Raw genomic sequence first — 15,920 nt, forward strand, 5'->3', positions numbered from 1 at the left:
CGGCCGGCAACGGTGGGAAAAGACGCTAGCAGCCTCAACGACAGGGAGTCCGCCTCCGATGTACGCGATCGTCAAGACCGGCGGCAAGCAGTACAAGGTCGCCGAGGGCGACGTGATCGAGGTCGAGAAGCTCGCCGGTGCCCCCGGCGACGCGGTGAAGCTCACCGCGGTGCTCCTCGTCGACGGTGACGACCTGGTGACCGACGCGGCGAAGCTTGCCTCGGTCGCGGTGTCCGGCGAGATCGCCGCGCACACCAAGGGCCCGAAGATCCGGATCCACAAGTTCAAGAACAAGACCGGCTACCACAAGCGCCAGGGTCACCGCCAGCCGTTGACCCAGGTCAAGGTGACCGGCATCTCCAGCGGGAAGTAGGTCGTCCTCCAATGGCTCACAAAAAGGGTGCGTCCAGCTCGCGTAACGGTCGTGACTCCGCGGCCCAGCGACTCGGCGTGAAGCGCTTCGGTGGTCAGGTCGTCAGCGCGGGTGAGATCCTCATCCGTCAGCGTGGCACCAAGTTCCACCCCGGTGACCTGGTCGGCCGCGGCGGAGACGACACGCTCTTCGCGCTGGCCCCCGGTGCGGTCCAGTTCGGCACCAAGCGCGGTCGCAAGACCGTCAGCATCGTGCCGCAGCAGTAATTTCCCGGCGAAGCGGGCCGAGGACCTCGTGTCCCGGCCCGCTTCGTCTTTTCGCACGCGGGGGCGTACCCCGCTGGAAGGATTGGCGTCGTGACGACGTTCGTTGACCGGGTCGTCCTGCACATGCAGGCCGGCGACGGCGGGCACGGCTGTGCCTCGATCCACCGGGAGAAGTTCAAGCCGTTCGGCGGCCCGGACGGGGGCAACGGCGGGCACGGCGGCAGCGTGTCGCTGGTGGTCGACCCGCAGGTGACCACGCTGCTCGACTTCCACTTCCGCCCGCACCTCAAGGCCGAGAACGGCAGGGGCGGGGCCGGCTCGAACCGCGACGGCGCCAACGGCCACGACCTCGTCATCAAGGTGCCGAACGGCACCGTGGTGCAGACCCTCGACGGCGAGGTGCTGGCCGACCTGGTCGGCGCGGGCACCACCTTCGAGGCCGCCCGGGGCGGGCGGGGTGGTCGCGGCAACGCGTCGCTGGCCAACGCCCGGCGCAAGGCCCCCGGCTTCGCCGAGCTGGGTGAGCCCGGCGACCGGCTCGACGTGGTGCTGGAGCTCAAGAGCGTCGCCGACGTGGGCCTGGTGGGCTTCCCGTCCGCCGGCAAGTCGTCGCTGATCGCGGTGATCTCCGCGGCCAAGCCGAAGATCGCCGACTACCCGTTCACCACGCTGGTGCCGAACCTCGGCGTGGTCCGGGTCGACAACCACACCTTCACCGTCGCCGACGTGCCGGGCCTGATCCCCGGCGCGGCCACCGGCCGGGGGCTGGGGCTGGAGTTCCTCCGCCACGTCGAGCGCTGCGCCGTGCTGGTGCACGTGGTCGACACCGCGACGCTGGAACCCGGCCGGGACCCGCTGGCCGACATCGACGCCATCGAGTCCGAGCTCACCCAGTACGGCGGCCTCGCCGACCGGCCGCGGCTGGTGGCGCTCAACAAGATCGACGTACCGGACGGGCGGGACCTCGCCGAGATCGTCCGGCCGGACCTGGAGGCGCGGGGCTTCCGGGTCTTCGAGATCTCCACGGCCACCCGCGAGGGGCTCAAGGAGCTGATGTTCGCGATGGCGGAGGTGGTCGAGCAGGCCCGCCGCGCCGCGCCGCCGGCCGAGCCGACCCGGATCGTCATCCGCCCGAAGGCGGTCGACGACGCCGGCTTCACCATCGAGGCGGAGGAGGACGGCTCCTTCACCGTGCGCGGCGTGCGGCCCGAGCGCTGGGTCAAGCAGACCAACTTCGAGAACGACGAGGCCATCGGCTTCCTGGCCGACCGGCTGGCCCGCCTCGGCGTCGAGGACAAGCTGGCCAAGGCCGGCGCCAAGCCGGGTGACCTGGTGCGCATCGGCGAGCGGGAGTTCGACTGGCAGCCCACCCTCTACGCCGGGGCCGACTTCGTCCCCGGCAGCCGGGGCACCGACGTCCGGCTGGAGGAGAAGTCGGCCCGGGCGTCGGCGGCGGAGCGGCTCGCCGCCCGTAAGGCCCGCCGGCAACGCCCCGCCGACGAGGCGGAGGCCGACGGCCTGGACGCCGACGTCTCCGACGACCTGACCGACGACGACGACCTCGACTAGCTCGACGCCGGCCGTGTCCGGGTCGACCAGCGGAAACCTCCGCGAAATCGACCCGGCATAGCGTGTGGCGATGCTGATCGAATCCCGCCCCGCCACCGATCCGGAGATCGACGCCCTGGTCACCGCCCAGCAACGCGAGCTGCGCGACGCCGACGGCGGCCTGGACGGGCAGGTCACCGTCGTCCACGGCGACATCCGCTACCTGGTGGTCTCCGACGGCGGTCGGGCGGTGGCCTGCGGTGGGGTCCAGGCGCTGGACGCCGACACCGGGGAGCTGAAGCGGATGTACGTCCGCCCGGCCTACCGGGGGCGGGGGATCGCCCGGCAGTTGCTCAGCGCGCTGGAGGAGCTGGCCTTCCAGCAGGGGCACTCGGTGCTCCGCCTGGAGACCGGGACGTACCTGCCGGCGGCGATCGGGCTCTACACCTCCTGCGGATACGAGCCGATCCCGGTGTACGGCGAGTACGTCGGCAACCCGTACAGCGTCTGCTTCGCCAAGCGGCTGCCGGTCGCCGCCTGAGCCTCCCTCCGACGTCCCGGCCGGGTCAGGGGCGGTCGATCGGGGTGTCCAGCCGCCCCCCGGTGCCCGCGTCGTTGGAGAGCAGCAGCCCGAGCGCGAGCATGCCGAAGCCGAGCAGCAGGTGCAGCCAGTCGTCCGCGTCGTTGAGCGGCACGAAGTTGGCCACGCTCTCCTGCTCGATCGCGAAGCCGTACAGCCAGAGTCCCAGGTAGGCGACGCCGCCACCGGCGAGGAAGAGCCGCGCGCCGGCGACCCGCCGGGCCATCACCAGGCCGGCCAGGCCGAAGAGCAGGTGCAGGGCGTTGTGCAGGATCGACACCTGGAACAGCCCGAGCAGCTTCGCCTCCGAGTGGTGACCGGCGAAGGTCAGGCCCGCGTAGTCCGTGGTGACGCCCGGGACGAAGCCGAGCACGCCGAGCAGCAGGAAGACGGCGGCCACCACCGCGGCGGCCGGCTGGATCCGCGGCCGAGGGCCGGCCGAGCCGCGTCCGCGCACGTCACGTGCCATCGATGTCACCTCCGTGGCTGAGCCGTCCCCGAAGCCGGGCGACCCTCCATTGTGTGACCGAGAGGTGATCCCTCCGCAGAGAAATGGCGAATCAGGCATGGAGTTGGCGACCGGGGGTAGGTGATTGGACACGCCGACGAAACGGCCGGCGTGACCCCCAGAAGCAGAACCGCGACGAGTTTTTCGAGCGGAAGGGAAACCATGACTCACGATCTCTCATCCACGTCCTCCACGTACGGGCAGGGACAGAGCAACGGCGGTGGCGTGCGCGACCAGGCCCGCCAGGTCGGCTCCGAGGCGGCCAACGCGGGCGGCGCCGTGGCGCAGACCGCCAAGGAGCAGGGCCGCGAGGTGGCCGACGAGGCCAAGCGCCAGGCCCGCAACCTCTACGGCGAGGCCCGCAACCAGCTCGCCGGCCGGACCAGCGAGCAGCAGCGCCGCGCCGCCGGTGGCCTGCGTTCGCTGGCCGAGGAGGTGCGCTCGATGGCACAGAACGGCGGCAGCGCCGGACCGGTCACCGAGCTCGCCCACCAGGCGGCCGACCGGGTGCACGGTGTCGCCGGCTGGCTGGAGGAGCGGGAGCCGGGCGACCTGCTCAACGAGGTGAAGAACTACGCCCGCCGCAACCCGGGCACCTTCCTGGTCGGCGCGGCCCTGCTCGGCGTGGTCGCCGGCCGGCTCACCAAGGGCCTCACGTCGGCCTCGGACGGCCCGAGCGACACCCACGGCCTGTACGGCTCGACCAACGGCTACGACCCGGACCGTACGGCGGTCATCCCGACCCCGCCCGCGCCGCGCGCCGGCTCGGAGACCATCCCGCCGGGCGGCTACCTCGACCCGGCCCCGGGCTACTCCGGCCAGGGTGCGGCCTACCCGGACAGCGGGACCACCACCGGCTACGCCGACCCGGCCGGTGGCGTCGGCCAGCCGCTGCCGCCGGTGACCCGTACCGATCCGCTGCCGGGTGTGCCGTCCAGCGGCACCAACCGTCCGTGAGCGTTCGAGCCATCCGAAGGGAGGCGGCGGCATGAGCACGCCGACGCAGGGGTCCGGACTGGACTCCGGGTACCACCCCGCGGGTGCACCGCACACCGCGGACGAGGTCAGGGGCAGCTCCCTCGGTGAGCTGATGCGGTCGGTCACCACCGACCTGTCCACCCTGATGCGCCAGGAGGTGGAGCTGGCCAAGGCGGAGATCCGCCAGGAGGGCAAGAAGGCGGGCAAGGCCGCCGGCCTCTTCGGCGGCGCCGGTTTCGGCGGCTACATGGTCGCGCTCTTCCTGTCCCTCGCCCTCTGGGCCGGGCTGTCCAACGTGATGGACGCCGGCTGGGCCGCGCTGATCGTCGCCGTCATCTGGGCGGCCATCGCCGGGGTCCTCTACAGCATGGCCAAGAAGAACGCCGAGCGGATTCGCGGCCTCAAGCAGACCAACGACAGCGTGCAGCGGATCCCCGACGCGCTCAAGCCCCACCCGGAGGGAGTCACCCGATGAGCACCGATCCCGACCAGATCCGCCGGGAGATCGAGGCCACCCGCAACAGCCTCAGCACCGACGTGGACGCGCTGGCGTACAAGGTCAGCCCGAGCCGCATCGTCGAAGACCGCAAGCAGCGGGCGCGCAACGCCCTGCAGAAGGTGAGGGACACGGTTATGGGAAGCGCTTCCGACCTGGGCCACGGCGGCAGCCACGCCGCCCACTCGGTGGGCGGGCACGCCTCGTCGGCGGCCGCCACGGTCAGCGACAAGGCCCACTCGGCCGCGTCCACCGTCAGCGACAAGGCCCACTCGGCCGCGTCCACGGTGAGTGACGCCGCCCAGCGGGCGCCGCAGGTGATCCGGCAGAAGTCCGAGGGCAACCCGCTGGCGGCCGGCCTGATCGCGTTCGGCGCCGGCATGCTGATCTCCTCGCTGATCCCGGCCAGCCGGCGCGAGCAGGAGCTGGCCACCCAGGTCAAGGAGAAGGCCACCGAGCACAGCGGGGCGGTGAAGGAGAAGCTGGGCGAGGTCGCCAACGAGATCAAGGAGGAGCTGCGCGAGCCGGCGCAGCAGGCCACCCAGTCGGTGAAGTCCACCGCCCAGGACGCCGTGCAGGCGGTGAAGGACGACACCAAGTCGGCCGCCTCCGACGTCAAGGACCAGGCGCAGCAGTCCCGCGAACAGGTGCGGAACTGAGCGAGGACCGTCGTACGCCGCAGCTCGCGGCCACTCCCGGCAGCGCCGGAGAGTGGCCGCGAGCTGCCGTGTGCGGCCCGTCGGCCGTGCCGGGGTCCGCCGCCTACCCGACAGGCGTCGACCGGGTGGCCTTCCTGGCGCGCAGGGTGCGTTCGGAGTGGGCGGCGAGGCGGACCCGACCGCCGGCGTAGCGGACGCCGCCGAGCAGGAGGCGTCGGCCGAGGGCCAGCCAGCTGCACGTGCCGCGTTCCAGCAACCAGAGCGGGGCGGCCAGGGCGGCGGTGCGGGGGAAGACTGCGGCGCCGCCGGCCCGCCGCCGGCCACTCTCGGCCAGCGCCACCGTCACCGCGCCCGCCGCGAGCAGCAGCCCGGGCCGGCGGGCCACCAGCGCCGCCGCCACGCCGGGCAGCACCGCCAGCGCGGTGAGCAGCCGCACCGGCTGGGCCAGATCGTCGTACGCCTGGCGGACCCGCTGGCCGCGGAAGTGCGCGCTGGTCGGCGGCAGCCGGCGGACGTACAGCCCGGGCGGGGCGGCCTCGGTGCCGCCGTACGCCCGCACCGTGCGGATCAGCTCCAGGTTCTCGAAGAGCACGTCCGGGTCGTAGCCGCCCATCGCCTCGAAGGTGCTCCGGCGCACCGCCAGGGTGCCCGGGTAGTCCGCGCCCAGCGCCCGGTTGAGCAGGATGCGGCCGGTGTCCCACCAGGCGTGCCAGGGCACCGGGTCGAAGTGGTTCTGCGGCCGGACCAGGTCGGCGGCGTCCAGCAGCCGGTGTACCGCCCGCAGCCCCGCCGCGTCGTAGCGGACGTCGTCGTCGGCGATCACCACGTGCTCGTGCCGGGCCGTCGCGACGCCGGTGAGCACGCCGCGGACCTTGCCGTTGACGCCGCGTACCGCCGGGTCGGGGGCCACGTGCCGGACCGCGCCGCGCCACGCGGCGGCGTGCCGGGCGAAGACCTCCGGCGGGGACCCGTCCACCACGGTCACGTCGACCAGCGCGGCGATCGAGCGCAGGTACCCGGTCAGCTCGGCCAGGCCGGCGTCATCGGACCAGCGCAACGGTAGGACGTACTCGACGGGGAGCCGGGCCCGCGACCCCGCCGGGGTCGCGGGCCCGGGCCCGGTGGAGCCCGTCCGCGCGGCGGGCGCTGCCGCCTCGGCCGCGCCGCCGCCCGGCCGGTGCCGGGCCGGGGCGCTCACGCCGACTCCGGGCGCCGGTAGACCGACACGTGGTCCCGGCTGTCGTCGGTGAAGGCGGCGCCCGACCAGTCGGCCCATCGGTGTTCCCGTTCCATCCCGGCCAGCCGGGCCATCAGGTCCAGTTCGGTGGGCCACGCGTAGCGGTGGTTGGCGGGCAGCAGCCGCACCCCGTCGTTGCCCAGCCGGATCTTGGTGGTCTCCATCCGCTGCTCGGCCGGGTACAGCCGGGCCGCCTCCAGCAGCACCGCGTCCTGGGCCACGTGCACCGGGCGCAGCGCCGTGCCGCCCCGGAACGCGCCGGGGTCCGGCACCCACGCCTCCACCACGAACCGGCCCCCGGGCCGCAGGTGCGCGGCGGCGTTGCGGAAGCAGGCGACCTGGGCGTCCTGGTCCGGCAGCGCGAAGATCGTGTTGAACACGAGCAGCACCAGGGCGAACTCGCCGGGGACCCGGGTCGTGGTGAAGTCGCCGAGCGCCACCTCGATCCGCTCCCCGCCGGGTTTGGCCCGCAGCCCGGCCGCCATCTCCGCCGACCCCTCGATCCCGGCGACGGTGAGCCCTCGCTCGCGCAGCGGCAGGGCCAGCCGGCCGGTGCCGATGCCGAACTCGCAGACCGGGCCGCCCTCGGCGAGCGCTGCCAGGCGTGCCACCGCCGCCTCGGGGGAGAGGTGGGCGAACGCCACGTCGTAGACGTCGGCGGGAATGTGTCGACCGTACTCGCTCGCGTCGAAGGGCAACGCTGCCTCCCGGGAATGGGTGTTCGTGGCGGCATGCCCGGAAACCGACCGATCAAACGGGGCGTTTCGACGGGTTCACGCCGGGTAGCGCACCGGATGCGGACGACCATCCCCGGGCGTCCCAGCGGAGGAGACGTGATGACCAGCAACGGAACGAGGTGGGCCCTGCTCGGCGTGACCACCGTGACGGCGGTGGGGGTCGGTCGGCTGGTGGCCCGGCGGCGGCGACGCCACCAGCCGGACCGGCGCAACGGCTGGTACGTGGTGCGGCGCGGGATCACCGTGGACCGCCCGATGGACGCCGTGATCGGATTCTGGACCGACCGGGAGCGGCTGGACCGCGCCCTCGCCGAATGGGCCACCCTCGAACAGCTCGGCGAGAACCGGTGGCGCTGCGTGGCCAGCGACCCCGTCGGCGGCGGCACCGAGTGGCGGGCCGAGATCACCGTCGACGGGCCGGGCCGGCTCAGCTGGCGGGTCACCGACGGCCCCGTACCGCAGGAGGGACACGTCGACCTGACCTCCGCCCCGCAGGACCGGGGCACGGAGATCCGGGCCGAGCTGCGCTACCGCGGCGGCGGGCCGCTGCGCCGGGCGCTCGGGCTGGCCCGGGGCCGGGGCGACGGGCCCGACCTGGCGCTGCGGGACGCGCTGCGGCGGATCAAGTCGCTGATCGAGAGCGGCCAGGTGATCGACACCCGGCACGACCCGTCCGGGCGGACCGCGGCGCAGGAGAAGGCGACCGACCCGGTGCGCGAGCGGCTGACGACGGGGGGACGGGCGTGAGGGCGCTCTGCTGGGAAGGCGTCGGCAAGCTGGCGGTGCGGGACGTGCCCGAACCCCGGATCCGCGCCGACGGGGACATCATCGTCAAGGTCCGGGCCAGCAGCGTCTGCGGCTCCGACCTGCACCTGATCAACGGTTTCCTGCCGGCGATGCGGGAGGGGGACATCCTCGGCCACGAGTTCATGGGCGAGGTGGTGGAGACCGGGCGTGGCGTGCAGCGGCTGCGCGTCGGCGACCGGGTGGTGGTCGGCTCGGTGGTGGCCTGCGGCGGCTGCTGGTACTGCCGCACCGAGCAGTACTCGCTCTGCGACAACTCCAACCCGCAGCCGGTCCTGCCCGAGAAGCTCTGGGGCCACTCGGCGGCCGGCATCCTCGGCTACTCGCACGCCGCCGGCGGCTACTCCGGCAGCCACGCCGAGTACATCCGGGTGCCGTTCGGCGACGTCGGGGCGTTCAAGATCCCCGACGGGGTGGCCGACGACGCGGCGGTCTTCGCCTCCGACGCCATGCCCACCGGCTGGATGGCCGCCGAGTTCTGCGGCCTCTCCGGCGGCGAGGTGGTGGCGGTCTGGGGAGCCGGCGGGGTCGGCCACATGGCCGCCCGCGCCGCCCAGCTGCTCGGCGCCGGCCGGGTGATCGTCATCGACCGGCTGCCGGAGCGGCTCGGCACGGCCGCCGAGCGGCTCGGTGTGGAGACGATCAACTACGCCGAGACCGACGTGCTGGAGGCGCTGCGGGAGATGACCGCCGGCCGGGGCCCGGACGCCTGCATCGAGGCGGTCGGCATGGAGGCGCACGACGTCGGCCCGATCTACGCGTACGACAAGGCCAAGCAGACCGCCCGGTTGCAGTCCGACCGCCCCACCTCCGTCCGGCAGGCCATCATGGCGTGCCGCAAGGGCGGCACGGTGAGCATCGTCGGCGTCTACGGCGGGCTGGTCGACAAGTTCCCCCTCGGCGCGGCGATGAACAAGGCCCTGGTGCTGCGGATGGGGCAGATGCACGCCCAGCGCTACATCCCGATGCTGCTGGACCGGCTCGCCGCCGGCGAGATCGACCCCGGCTACCTGGCGACCCACCCGATGTCGCTGGAGGAGGGCGTCCGCGGCTACGAGATCTTCGAGAAGAAGGAGGACGCCTGCCTGCGCAGCGTCCTGCACCCGGCGGCGGCCTGACCGGCCCCGCCACCGTGGCCGCCGGGCAGGGGGACAGCGCTCCCCTCCCGGGGGCCGGGGGCGACGCCCGCCGGCGACGCGGTACGCGGATCAGCCGGTCCGGCGGACCTTCTCGATCAGGAAGCCGCTGGGCGGCAGCGTCGGCATCCGGCTCAGGCGCACCGCCAGGTTCTGCGGCGGCACCTCGTACCGCATCCCGGTGGTCAGCAGGGTCACCGCCTGCTTCATCAGCTCGATGGTGAGCCACTCGCCGGCGCAGCGGTGTCCGCCCAGGTGCGGGCCGGCGCCCTGCGGCACGAAACCGTACGGGTCGTCGCGCCAACCGGTGAACCGCTCGGGGCGGAACCGTTCCGGCTCCGGCCAGAGCTCGGGGTGGTGGTTGGTGCCGTACAGGTCGAGCAGCACCCGCCGCCCACGGGGGAAGTGGTGGCCCTGCCAGTCGAAGGAGCGCCGGACCCGGGCGGCCGCCACCGGGAAGAACGGGTAGTAGCGGCGGACCTCCTGCACGAAGCACTCGGTCGCCTTCTCGTCGGCGCGGACCCGCTCCCGCCAGGCCGGGTGGTCGTGCAGGGCCAGCGCGGCGAAGACCACGAACCGGTCGACGGCGACGGTGGGGCGCAGCACGTTGAGCACCTCCACCGCGGCGACCCGGCGGGGGAGCAGCCGACCCCGCTCGTCCCGGTGCGCGGCGATCACGTGCAGCGCGCTGCCCTCGGGGGCCGGCAGCGTGCCGGCCCGGACCCGCCGCACCACGTCGGCGATCCAGCGCTCGCCCCGGCGACGGCCCAGCAGGCCCCGCCAGTGCCGGGGTCCCAGCGCGGCCGGCGCGTCGATCATCGCGTGCAGGGTGTCGGTGCGCCGGGCGACCGCCCCCTCGGCCAGCGGCACACCCGCCCAGGCGCACACCGCCCGGGTCAGCAGCCGCCCGACCTCGTCGTAGAGCACCACCGGCCCGAGCCGCTCCCAGATCGGGAGGCGGGCCCGCCACTCGTCGGCGAAGAGCTGACCGAGCTGCCGGACGGCGCTCGGCGTCATGATCGACATCAGCATCGCCTTGCGGTGGGCGTGCGCCGAGCCGTCGAGGCCCTGCACGCCGCCGCGGCCGGTCAGGGTGCGCCGACCCCGCCTCGGCATCGCGCCCTCGCGCTGGAACCGTTCGGGGTCGTAGAAGAGCACCGCGGCCGCCCGGCCGCGCAGGCAGATGGTCGGTTGCAGCAGCAGCCGGGTGGAGAAGATGTCGCTGTCGTAGCGCTCGCACCGGGCGCTGATGAACCGGTACCCCTCGCGCAGGAACGACAGCGAACTCTCCGGGCTGCGGTCGGCGGGGGTGGTGGCCATCGGGCTCTCCCTGACACGGACGACGACGGGCGGCCGAGGTCGTCTACCCGGGCCGGGGCCGCTGAATCCCTCCGGCGCGGGCCGTCGTGCCCCGCGCCGCCGCAGGTCGGTGGATGTGGGCCAGCGAGCGGGCCGCCGGCTGGCCCCTCCCAGGACGCCGGAAACCTGGTTTTCTCGTCTCCGGGCCGGCAGCGCTGTCCGGCCGGCGAGCGACGACGGGGAGGACCGATGGGGGACAACAGGCCACCGCAGTGGCGGCAGCGCCGGGTGATGCAGGGAATCGGTCGGGGCCGGGCCGCCCGCCCCGACGAGCCGTTGATCTCACCGCCCCGGCGGGCGCCCCGGCCGCCCCGCCGCTTCACCGCCCACCTCGGCTTCGAGGCGGACGGGCCCGAGCAGGCCCGCGACCTCGCCGTGACGTACGCCGAGGCGTTGGGCCTGCTCCGGCCGGAACTGGCGCTCGGCGCGGCCACCGTCTCCCCGGCCGACGCCTGGCACCGGGCCGAGCCGCTCTTCTGCGGGGCGGTCGGCCCCGACGGCGAGCGCTGCGCGGACGTCGCCGGTCATCCCGGCTTCCACCACGCTCCCGGCCCGGGCGGGCTCGGCTGGGGCGAGGGCGACCGGTGAGCGCCGCCGGCCACTCAGTCCAGGTCGAACTCGCCGTCCTGGGCGCCGGCGACGAAGGCGTCCCACTCGGCCTGGGTGAAGACCAGCACCGGGCCGTCCGGCTCGGCGGAGTTGCGCATGCCGATCAGGTCGTCGACAAAGGCGACCTCGACGGCGCTGTCGGAGCTGTCGCCCTCGGCCCGCTGCCAGACCGCCCGGGACAGGTCGAAATCGCCCTTGGGGTGCTGACCCATTGTTCGTCCTCCATCACCATGCGTTCACGACAGGCCCGTCCCGGGCCCCGTCGGGCAGGATAAGCGGATGCCGAGCCTGACCCGTGTAGAGGCGACCGCGCGTCGCGCGCTGATCACCGTCGAGTCCTACCAGGTGGACCTCGACCTGACCGGTGGCGGCGAGCGGTTCCGCTCGACCGTCACCATCCGGTTCCGGGCCACCGCCGGCGCCGAGACCTTCGCCGAGGTCAAACCCGCCCGACTGCTGGCGGTACGCCTCAACGACCGCGACCTCGACCCGGCCTCGCTGGTCGACAACCGGCTGCCGCTGACCGGGCTGGCCGAGGAGAACGCGCTCACCGTCACCGCTGAGATGGCCTACTCGAACACCGGCGAGGGGATGCACCGCTTCGTCGACCCGGCCGACGGCGAGACCTACCTCTACGCGATGTCCTTCCTCGACGACGTGCAGCGCCTCTTCGCCGCCTTCGACCAGCCCGACCTGAAGGCCCCGGTGACCCTGTCGGTCACCGCCCCGCCGGAGTGGACGGTCGCGGCCAACGGGCAGCTCGCCGCCAGTCCCCGGCCGGGGCGCTGGGAGTTCACCCCGACCGCCCCGCTGGCCACGTACCTCGTCTCGCTGATCGCCGGCCCCTGGCACGTGCGGCGGGACTCCCACGACGGCATCCCGCTCGGCGTCTACTGCCGGCGCTCCCTGGCCGCCCACCTGGACGCCGACATCGACGAGATCCTCACCGTCACCAAGCAGTGCCTCGACCGCTTCCACCAGCTCTTCGACGAGCGCTACCCGTTCGGCAAGTACGACCAGGCGTTCGTGCCCGAGTTCAACGCCGGCGCGATGGAGAACCCGGGCCTGGTCACCTTCCGGGACGACTACGTCTTCCGCTCGGCGGTCACCGACACCCAGCGCGAGCTGCGGGCCACCACCATCGCCCACGAGATGGCGCACATGTGGTTCGGCGACCTGGTCACCATGCGCTGGTGGGACGACCTGTGGCTCAACGAGTCCTTCGCGGAGTACCTGGGCACCCGGGTCACCGCCGAGGCGACCCGCTTCGACCGGGCCTGGACGACCTTCGCCATCCGCCGCAAGGCCTGGGGCTACACCGCCGACCAGCGCCCGTCGACCCACCCCGTCGCCCCGGAGCAGGTCACCGACGCCGCCGAGGGCCTGCTCAACTTCGACGGCATCTCGTACGCCAAGGGCGCCAGCGTGCTGCGGCAACTGGTCGCCTGGCTCGGCGACGAGACCTTCCTGGCCGGCCTCAACGCCCACTTCGCCGCCCACCGGTTCGGCAACGCCACCCTGGCCGACCTCCTCGCCGCCCTGAGCACCGCCAGCGGCCGGGACCTCACCGACTGGGCGGAGCGCTGGCTGCGCCGACCCCAGGTCAACACCCTGCGGATGGAGACGGCGGTGGACGCCGACGGCCGCTGGACCACCGCGGCCGTGGTGCAGACCGCCCCGGCGGCGCACCCGGTGCTGCGTCCGCACCGCATCGGCGTCGGTCGGTACGCGGCCGACGGCTCGGCGCGGCGGTTCGAGGTGGATCTCGACCCGGACGCCGACAAGGGCCGCATCGAGCTGACCGAACTGGTCGGCGAGCCGGCCACCGGCCTGCTGCTGCCCAACGACGGTGACCTGACCTTCGCCAAGATCCGCCTCGACCCCGCGTCCGCGGACGCGGTGCCGATGCTGCTGCCGGGGCTGGACGACCCGCTGGCCCGCGCGCTGCTCTGGGCCGAGGCGCTGGACGCGGCCACCGACGGGGAGCGGCCGGTGACCGGCCTGGTCGGGTTGATCGCGGCGGCGCTGCCCGCCGAGACCGAGGTGATCATCGCGGAGGAGGTGCTGACGCTGAGCCGCCGCCTGATCGACCGCTACCTCGACCCGCTCGCCCGGGAGGCCGCCCTGCTCCGGGTCGCCGGGGCCTGCGCCGCGCTGCTCGCCGGGGCGCCGGCGGGCGGGTCGTTGCAGCTCGCCGCGGCGCGGGGCCTGATCGCCGCCAGCACCGACACCGGGCTGCTCGCCGGCTGGCTGGCCGGTGCCGGCGTACCGGAGGGATTGGCGGTCGACGCGGACCTGCGCTGGTCGCTCCTGCTGCGCCTGGTGGTGCTGGGCGCGGCCGGTGAGCCGGAGATCGCCGCCGAGGCGGCCGCCGACCGGAGCGCCACCGGGGCGGAGCGGGCCGCGTGCTGCCGGGCGGCGCTGCCGGACGCCGCCGCGAAGCGGGTCGCCTGGGAGATCGTGACCACCAGCACCGAGTTGTCCAACCGGCTGGTCGAGGCGACCGCCGAGGGCTTCTGGCAGCCCGAACAGGCCGCGCTGACCGCGCCGTACGTCGAACGGTACTTCGCCGACATGCCGGCTGCGGCGCGGCTGCGTACCGCCTGGGCGGCCGACCAGGTCACCATCCTGGCCTTCCCCCGCTACGCCGTGGCGCAGCCCACCCGGGAGCTGGCCGCGGCGCTGCTGGCCCGCGACGACCTCACGCCCGGGCTGCGCCGCTGGGTGACGGACCTGGACGACGACCTGCGCCGCGCGTTGGTCGCCCGGACGGCGGTGGCCGCCGCGTCCGCCTGAACGGGCCCGCGGGATGGGACGGTCCGGCGGCCCGCACCAGGGCGCCGGCCGTCCCCGGCCTACGATCGTCGGGTGGAGGAAGACATCCGGCGGATCGGGATCATGGGCGGGACCTTCGACCCGATCCATCACGGGCACCTCGTGGCGGCGAGCGAGGTCGCCGACCGGTTCGGCCTGGACGAGGTCGTCTTCGTGCCGACCGGTCAGCCCTGGCAGAAGGCCGACGAGCCGGTCAGCCCTGCCGAGGACCGCTACCTGATGACGGTCATCGCCACCGCCTCCAACCCGCGCTTCCAGGTCAGCCGGGTCGACATCGACCGCGGTGGCCCCACCTACACCGTCGACACCCTGCGCGACCTGCACGCGCTCTACGGCCCGAAGGTGCAGCTGTACTTCATCACCGGCGCCGACGCGCTGGAGCGGATCCTCTCCTGGAAGGACCTGGACGAGATCTTCGAGCTGGCCCACTTCATCGGGGTCACCCGGCCCGGGTTCGAGCTCTCCGACAAGCACCTGCCCGCCGACACGGTGAGCCTGGTGCAGGTGCCGGCGATGGCCATCTCGTCCACCGACTGCCGGGCCCGGGTGGCCCGCGGGGAGCCGGTCTGGTACCTGATCCCCGACGGTGTGGTGCAGTACATCGCCAAACGGCGCCTCTACCAGCGGTGAATCCGGCGGATATGCGAGTTTCTGTCCGGGTAATCGACCAGAACTGACAAGTCGTCTCCCCGCCGGGTGTGAGACGCTTGGAGGGTCGCACGGTTGATCGAAGGAGAACGGTGACAGTTTCCGAACGCGCTCACGAGCTGGCGATGGCCGCCGCCCAGGCCGCTGCCGACAAGAAGGCACAGGACATCGTCATCATCGACGTGGGCGACCAGATCGCCATCACCGACGCCTTCCTGGTCGCCTCGGCCCCCAACGAGCGTCAGGTGCTGGCCATCGTCGACGCCATCGAGGAGCGGCTGCTCGAGCTGCCGGAGAAGGCCAAGCCGGTCCGCCGCGAGGGCGAGCGGGGCGGCCGCTGGGTGCTGCTCGACTACGTCGACATCGTGGTGCACGTCCAGCACACCGAGGAGCGCGAGTTCTACGCCCTCGACCGGCTCTGGAAGGACTGCCCGCAGATCCCGTTCGTCGACCGGGACCTCGTCGAGGCCGACGCCTCCGCCGTCGAATGACCCGTCTGATCGTCTGGCGGCACGGCAACACCGACTGGAACGCCGGCGGGCGGGTGCAGGGGCAGACCGACGTCCCGCTCAACGACCTGGGTCGGGAGCAGGCCCGGGGCGCCGCGCCGCTGCTCGCGGCGCTGCGCCCCGACGTCATCGTCGCCTCCGACCTCAGCCGGGCCGCGGACACCGCCGCCGCGCTCGCCCAGCTCACCGGTCTTCCGGTCCGCACCGACCTCCGGCTGCGCGAGCGGTACTTCGGCCGGTGGCAGGGGCTCGCCCTCACCGAGGCCGCCGCCCGCTACCCCGACGAGTACGCGCGCTGGCGGGCCGGTGACCCGGACCCCGGCGCCGAGATCGAGACCCTCGACGACCTGGGCAAGCGGGTCGGGGCGGCGTTCCAGGACGCGGCCGACCTCGCCCCCGGCGGCACCGTGGTGGTGACCACCCACGGCGGCGGGGCCCGGCAGGGCGTCGGCCACCTGCTCGGCTGGGACCACACCGTGCTGCGCAGCGTCGGGTCGCTCGCCAACTGCCACTGGTCCGACCTGCGTCACGACGACGCCCGGGGCTGGCACCTGCGCGCGCACAATGTCGGCCTGATCACCCAGCCGGCGCTGACCGAGCCGGTCTGAGTCCTCCGGCCCGGGCGTCCGGCCCGGACA

19 protein-coding genes are annotated in these 15,920 nt (G+C 73.7%); 14 read left to right on the forward strand and 5 right to left on the reverse strand.

Going from position 1 to position 15,920, the window contains the following annotated elements:
- Positions 1-58 precede the first annotated feature (58 nt).
- The 4 genes from rplU to V6U79_RS18405 all read left to right on the forward strand — a co-directional run bounded on the left by rplU (position 59) and on the right by V6U79_RS18405 (position 2,728).
- Positions 59-373 carry a 50S ribosomal protein L21 gene (gene rplU, locus V6U79_RS18390; protein WP_088960746.1) on the forward strand — a complete coding sequence of 105 codons (315 nt, stop codon included), beginning with the start codon at positions 59-61 and terminating at the stop codon, positions 371-373.
- A gap of 11 nt (positions 374-384) precedes the next feature.
- Complete coding sequence (rpmA, locus tag V6U79_RS18395) at positions 385-639, forward strand: 50S ribosomal protein L27 (protein ID WP_334533271.1); 255 nt, start codon at positions 385-387, stop codon at positions 637-639.
- A 90-nt stretch (positions 640-729) separates the two neighbouring features.
- A complete protein-coding gene (gene obgE, locus V6U79_RS18400; RefSeq protein ID WP_334533269.1) occupies positions 730-2,208 on the forward strand; it encodes a GTPase ObgE in 1,479 nt (492 codons plus the stop codon).
- A gap of 70 nt (positions 2,209-2,278) precedes the next feature.
- Positions 2,279-2,728 carry a GNAT family N-acetyltransferase gene (locus V6U79_RS18405; protein ID WP_334533266.1) on the forward strand — a complete coding sequence of 150 codons (450 nt, stop codon included), beginning with the start codon at positions 2,279-2,281 and terminating at the stop codon, positions 2,726-2,728.
- Positions 2,729-2,753: 25 nt separating this feature from the next.
- On the opposite strand, the gene V6U79_RS18410 is transcribed toward V6U79_RS18405, so the two are convergent.
- Entirely contained in the window at positions 2,754-3,236 is a 483-nt protein-coding gene (locus V6U79_RS18410) for a DUF4383 domain-containing protein (protein WP_334615298.1), read from the reverse strand.
- Positions 3,237-3,437: 201 nt separating this feature from the next.
- On the opposite strand from V6U79_RS18410, the gene V6U79_RS18415 reads away from it, so the two are divergent.
- From V6U79_RS18415 to V6U79_RS18425, 3 genes are read left to right on the forward strand one after another with little or no spacing between them, the layout of a single operon-like run.
- The gene (locus tag V6U79_RS18415) at positions 3,438-4,232 is read left to right on the forward strand and encodes a hypothetical protein (protein WP_334533262.1); all 795 of its coding nucleotides are present in this window, start codon (positions 3,438-3,440) and stop codon (positions 4,230-4,232) included.
- A gap of 31 nt (positions 4,233-4,263) precedes the next feature.
- A complete protein-coding gene (locus tag V6U79_RS18420; protein ID WP_334533260.1) occupies positions 4,264-4,728 on the forward strand; it encodes a phage holin family protein in 465 nt (154 codons plus the stop codon).
- Complete coding sequence (locus V6U79_RS18425) at positions 4,725-5,408, forward strand: DUF3618 domain-containing protein (protein WP_334533258.1); 684 nt, start codon at positions 4,725-4,727, stop codon at positions 5,406-5,408. Before V6U79_RS18420 ends, V6U79_RS18425 begins: the two co-directional genes overlap by 4 nt.
- A gap of 103 nt (positions 5,409-5,511) precedes the next feature.
- Here the strand turns inward: V6U79_RS18425 and V6U79_RS18430 are convergent, their stop codons facing one another.
- Both V6U79_RS18430 and V6U79_RS18435 read right to left on the reverse strand, forming a co-directional pair.
- Complete coding sequence (locus V6U79_RS18430; protein WP_334615299.1) at positions 5,512-6,606, reverse strand: glycosyltransferase family 2 protein; 1,095 nt, start codon at positions 6,604-6,606, stop codon at positions 5,512-5,514.
- Positions 6,603-7,343, reverse strand: a complete 741-nt coding sequence (locus V6U79_RS18435) for a class I SAM-dependent DNA methyltransferase (protein WP_334534002.1) — start codon at positions 7,341-7,343, stop codon at positions 6,603-6,605. Before V6U79_RS18435 ends, V6U79_RS18430 begins: the two co-directional genes overlap by 4 nt.
- Before the next feature lie 138 nt (positions 7,344-7,481).
- Between V6U79_RS18435 and V6U79_RS18440 the strand changes: the two genes are divergently transcribed.
- Positions 7,482-8,129 carry an SRPBCC family protein gene (locus V6U79_RS18440; RefSeq protein ID WP_334533999.1) on the forward strand — a complete coding sequence of 216 codons (648 nt, stop codon included), beginning with the start codon at positions 7,482-7,484 and terminating at the stop codon, positions 8,127-8,129.
- A complete protein-coding gene (locus tag V6U79_RS18445) occupies positions 8,126-9,304 on the forward strand; it encodes a zinc-dependent alcohol dehydrogenase (protein ID WP_334533996.1) in 1,179 nt (392 codons plus the stop codon). The genes V6U79_RS18440 and V6U79_RS18445 overlap by 4 nt, the downstream gene beginning before the upstream one ends.
- Before the next feature lie 90 nt (positions 9,305-9,394).
- On the opposite strand, the gene V6U79_RS18450 is transcribed toward V6U79_RS18445, so the two are convergent.
- A complete protein-coding gene (locus tag V6U79_RS18450; protein ID WP_334615300.1) occupies positions 9,395-10,642 on the reverse strand; it encodes a cytochrome P450 in 1,248 nt (415 codons plus the stop codon).
- Positions 10,643-10,870: 228 nt separating this feature from the next.
- Here V6U79_RS18450 and V6U79_RS18455 point away from each other — a divergent pair, with 228 nt between their 5' ends.
- Positions 10,871-11,269, forward strand: coding sequence for a hypothetical protein (locus V6U79_RS18455; RefSeq protein ID WP_334615301.1), 399 nt, complete (start codon positions 10,871-10,873; stop codon positions 11,267-11,269).
- A gap of 14 nt (positions 11,270-11,283) precedes the next feature.
- Here V6U79_RS18455 and V6U79_RS18460 read toward each other — a convergent pair whose 3' ends face one another.
- Entirely contained in the window at positions 11,284-11,502 is a 219-nt protein-coding gene (locus V6U79_RS18460; protein ID WP_334533988.1) for a DUF397 domain-containing protein, read from the reverse strand.
- A gap of 67 nt (positions 11,503-11,569) precedes the next feature.
- Here V6U79_RS18460 and pepN point away from each other — a divergent pair, with 67 nt between their 5' ends.
- The 4 genes from pepN (at position 11,570) to V6U79_RS18480 (ending at position 15,890) form a co-directional block, all read left to right on the forward strand.
- The gene (pepN, locus tag V6U79_RS18465; protein WP_334615302.1) at positions 11,570-14,086 is read left to right on the forward strand and encodes an aminopeptidase N; all 2,517 of its coding nucleotides are present in this window, start codon (positions 11,570-11,572) and stop codon (positions 14,084-14,086) included.
- Positions 14,087-14,158: 72 nt separating this feature from the next.
- Positions 14,159-14,755 (forward strand): nicotinate-nucleotide adenylyltransferase, encoded by a 597-nt coding sequence (gene nadD, locus V6U79_RS18470; RefSeq protein ID WP_334615303.1) that lies wholly within the window; start codon positions 14,159-14,161, stop codon positions 14,753-14,755.
- A 110-nt stretch (positions 14,756-14,865) separates the two neighbouring features.
- Positions 14,866-15,264, forward strand: a complete 399-nt coding sequence (rsfS, locus tag V6U79_RS18475) for a ribosome silencing factor (protein ID WP_334533980.1) — start codon at positions 14,866-14,868, stop codon at positions 15,262-15,264.
- Positions 15,261-15,890 carry a histidine phosphatase family protein gene (locus V6U79_RS18480; RefSeq protein WP_334533977.1) on the forward strand — a complete coding sequence of 210 codons (630 nt, stop codon included), beginning with the start codon at positions 15,261-15,263 and terminating at the stop codon, positions 15,888-15,890. The genes rsfS and V6U79_RS18480 overlap by 4 nt, the downstream gene beginning before the upstream one ends.
- Positions 15,891-15,920 lie beyond the last annotated feature (30 nt).

Source organism: Micromonospora psammae (genome assembly GCF_036902725.1).
In the GTDB taxonomy this organism is placed as follows: Bacteria; Actinomycetota; Actinomycetes; order Mycobacteriales; family Micromonosporaceae; genus Micromonospora.

Excerpts from the sequence above, each read along its gene's own strand:
- rplU (WP_088960746.1), top strand. The coding sequence starts at position 59 with ATGTACGCGATCGTCAAGACCGGCGGCAAGCAGTACAAGGTCGCCGAG.
- rpmA (WP_334533271.1), top strand. The coding sequence starts at position 385 with ATGGCTCACAAAAAGGGTGCGTCCAGCTCGCGTAACGGTCGTGACTCC.
- V6U79_RS18405 (WP_334533266.1), top strand. The coding sequence starts at position 2,279 with ATGCTGATCGAATCCCGCCCCGCCACCGATCCGGAGATCGACGCCCTG.
- V6U79_RS18410 (WP_334615298.1), bottom strand. The coding sequence starts at position 3,236 with ATGGCACGTGACGTGCGCGGACGCGGCTCGGCCGGCCCTCGGCCGCGG.
- V6U79_RS18415 (WP_334533262.1), top strand. The coding sequence starts at position 3,438 with ATGACTCACGATCTCTCATCCACGTCCTCCACGTACGGGCAGGGACAG.
- V6U79_RS18420 (WP_334533260.1), top strand. The coding sequence starts at position 4,264 with ATGAGCACGCCGACGCAGGGGTCCGGACTGGACTCCGGGTACCACCCC.
- V6U79_RS18425 (WP_334533258.1), top strand. The coding sequence starts at position 4,725 with ATGAGCACCGATCCCGACCAGATCCGCCGGGAGATCGAGGCCACCCGC.
- V6U79_RS18440 (WP_334533999.1), top strand. The coding sequence starts at position 7,482 with ATGACCAGCAACGGAACGAGGTGGGCCCTGCTCGGCGTGACCACCGTG.
- V6U79_RS18450 (WP_334615300.1), bottom strand. The coding sequence starts at position 10,642 with ATGGCCACCACCCCCGCCGACCGCAGCCCGGAGAGTTCGCTGTCGTTC.
- V6U79_RS18455 (WP_334615301.1), top strand. The coding sequence starts at position 10,871 with ATGGGGGACAACAGGCCACCGCAGTGGCGGCAGCGCCGGGTGATGCAG.
- V6U79_RS18460 (WP_334533988.1), bottom strand. The coding sequence starts at position 11,502 with ATGGGTCAGCACCCCAAGGGCGATTTCGACCTGTCCCGGGCGGTCTGG.
- pepN (WP_334615302.1), top strand. The coding sequence starts at position 11,570 with ATGCCGAGCCTGACCCGTGTAGAGGCGACCGCGCGTCGCGCGCTGATC.
- V6U79_RS18480 (WP_334533977.1), top strand. The coding sequence starts at position 15,261 with ATGACCCGTCTGATCGTCTGGCGGCACGGCAACACCGACTGGAACGCC.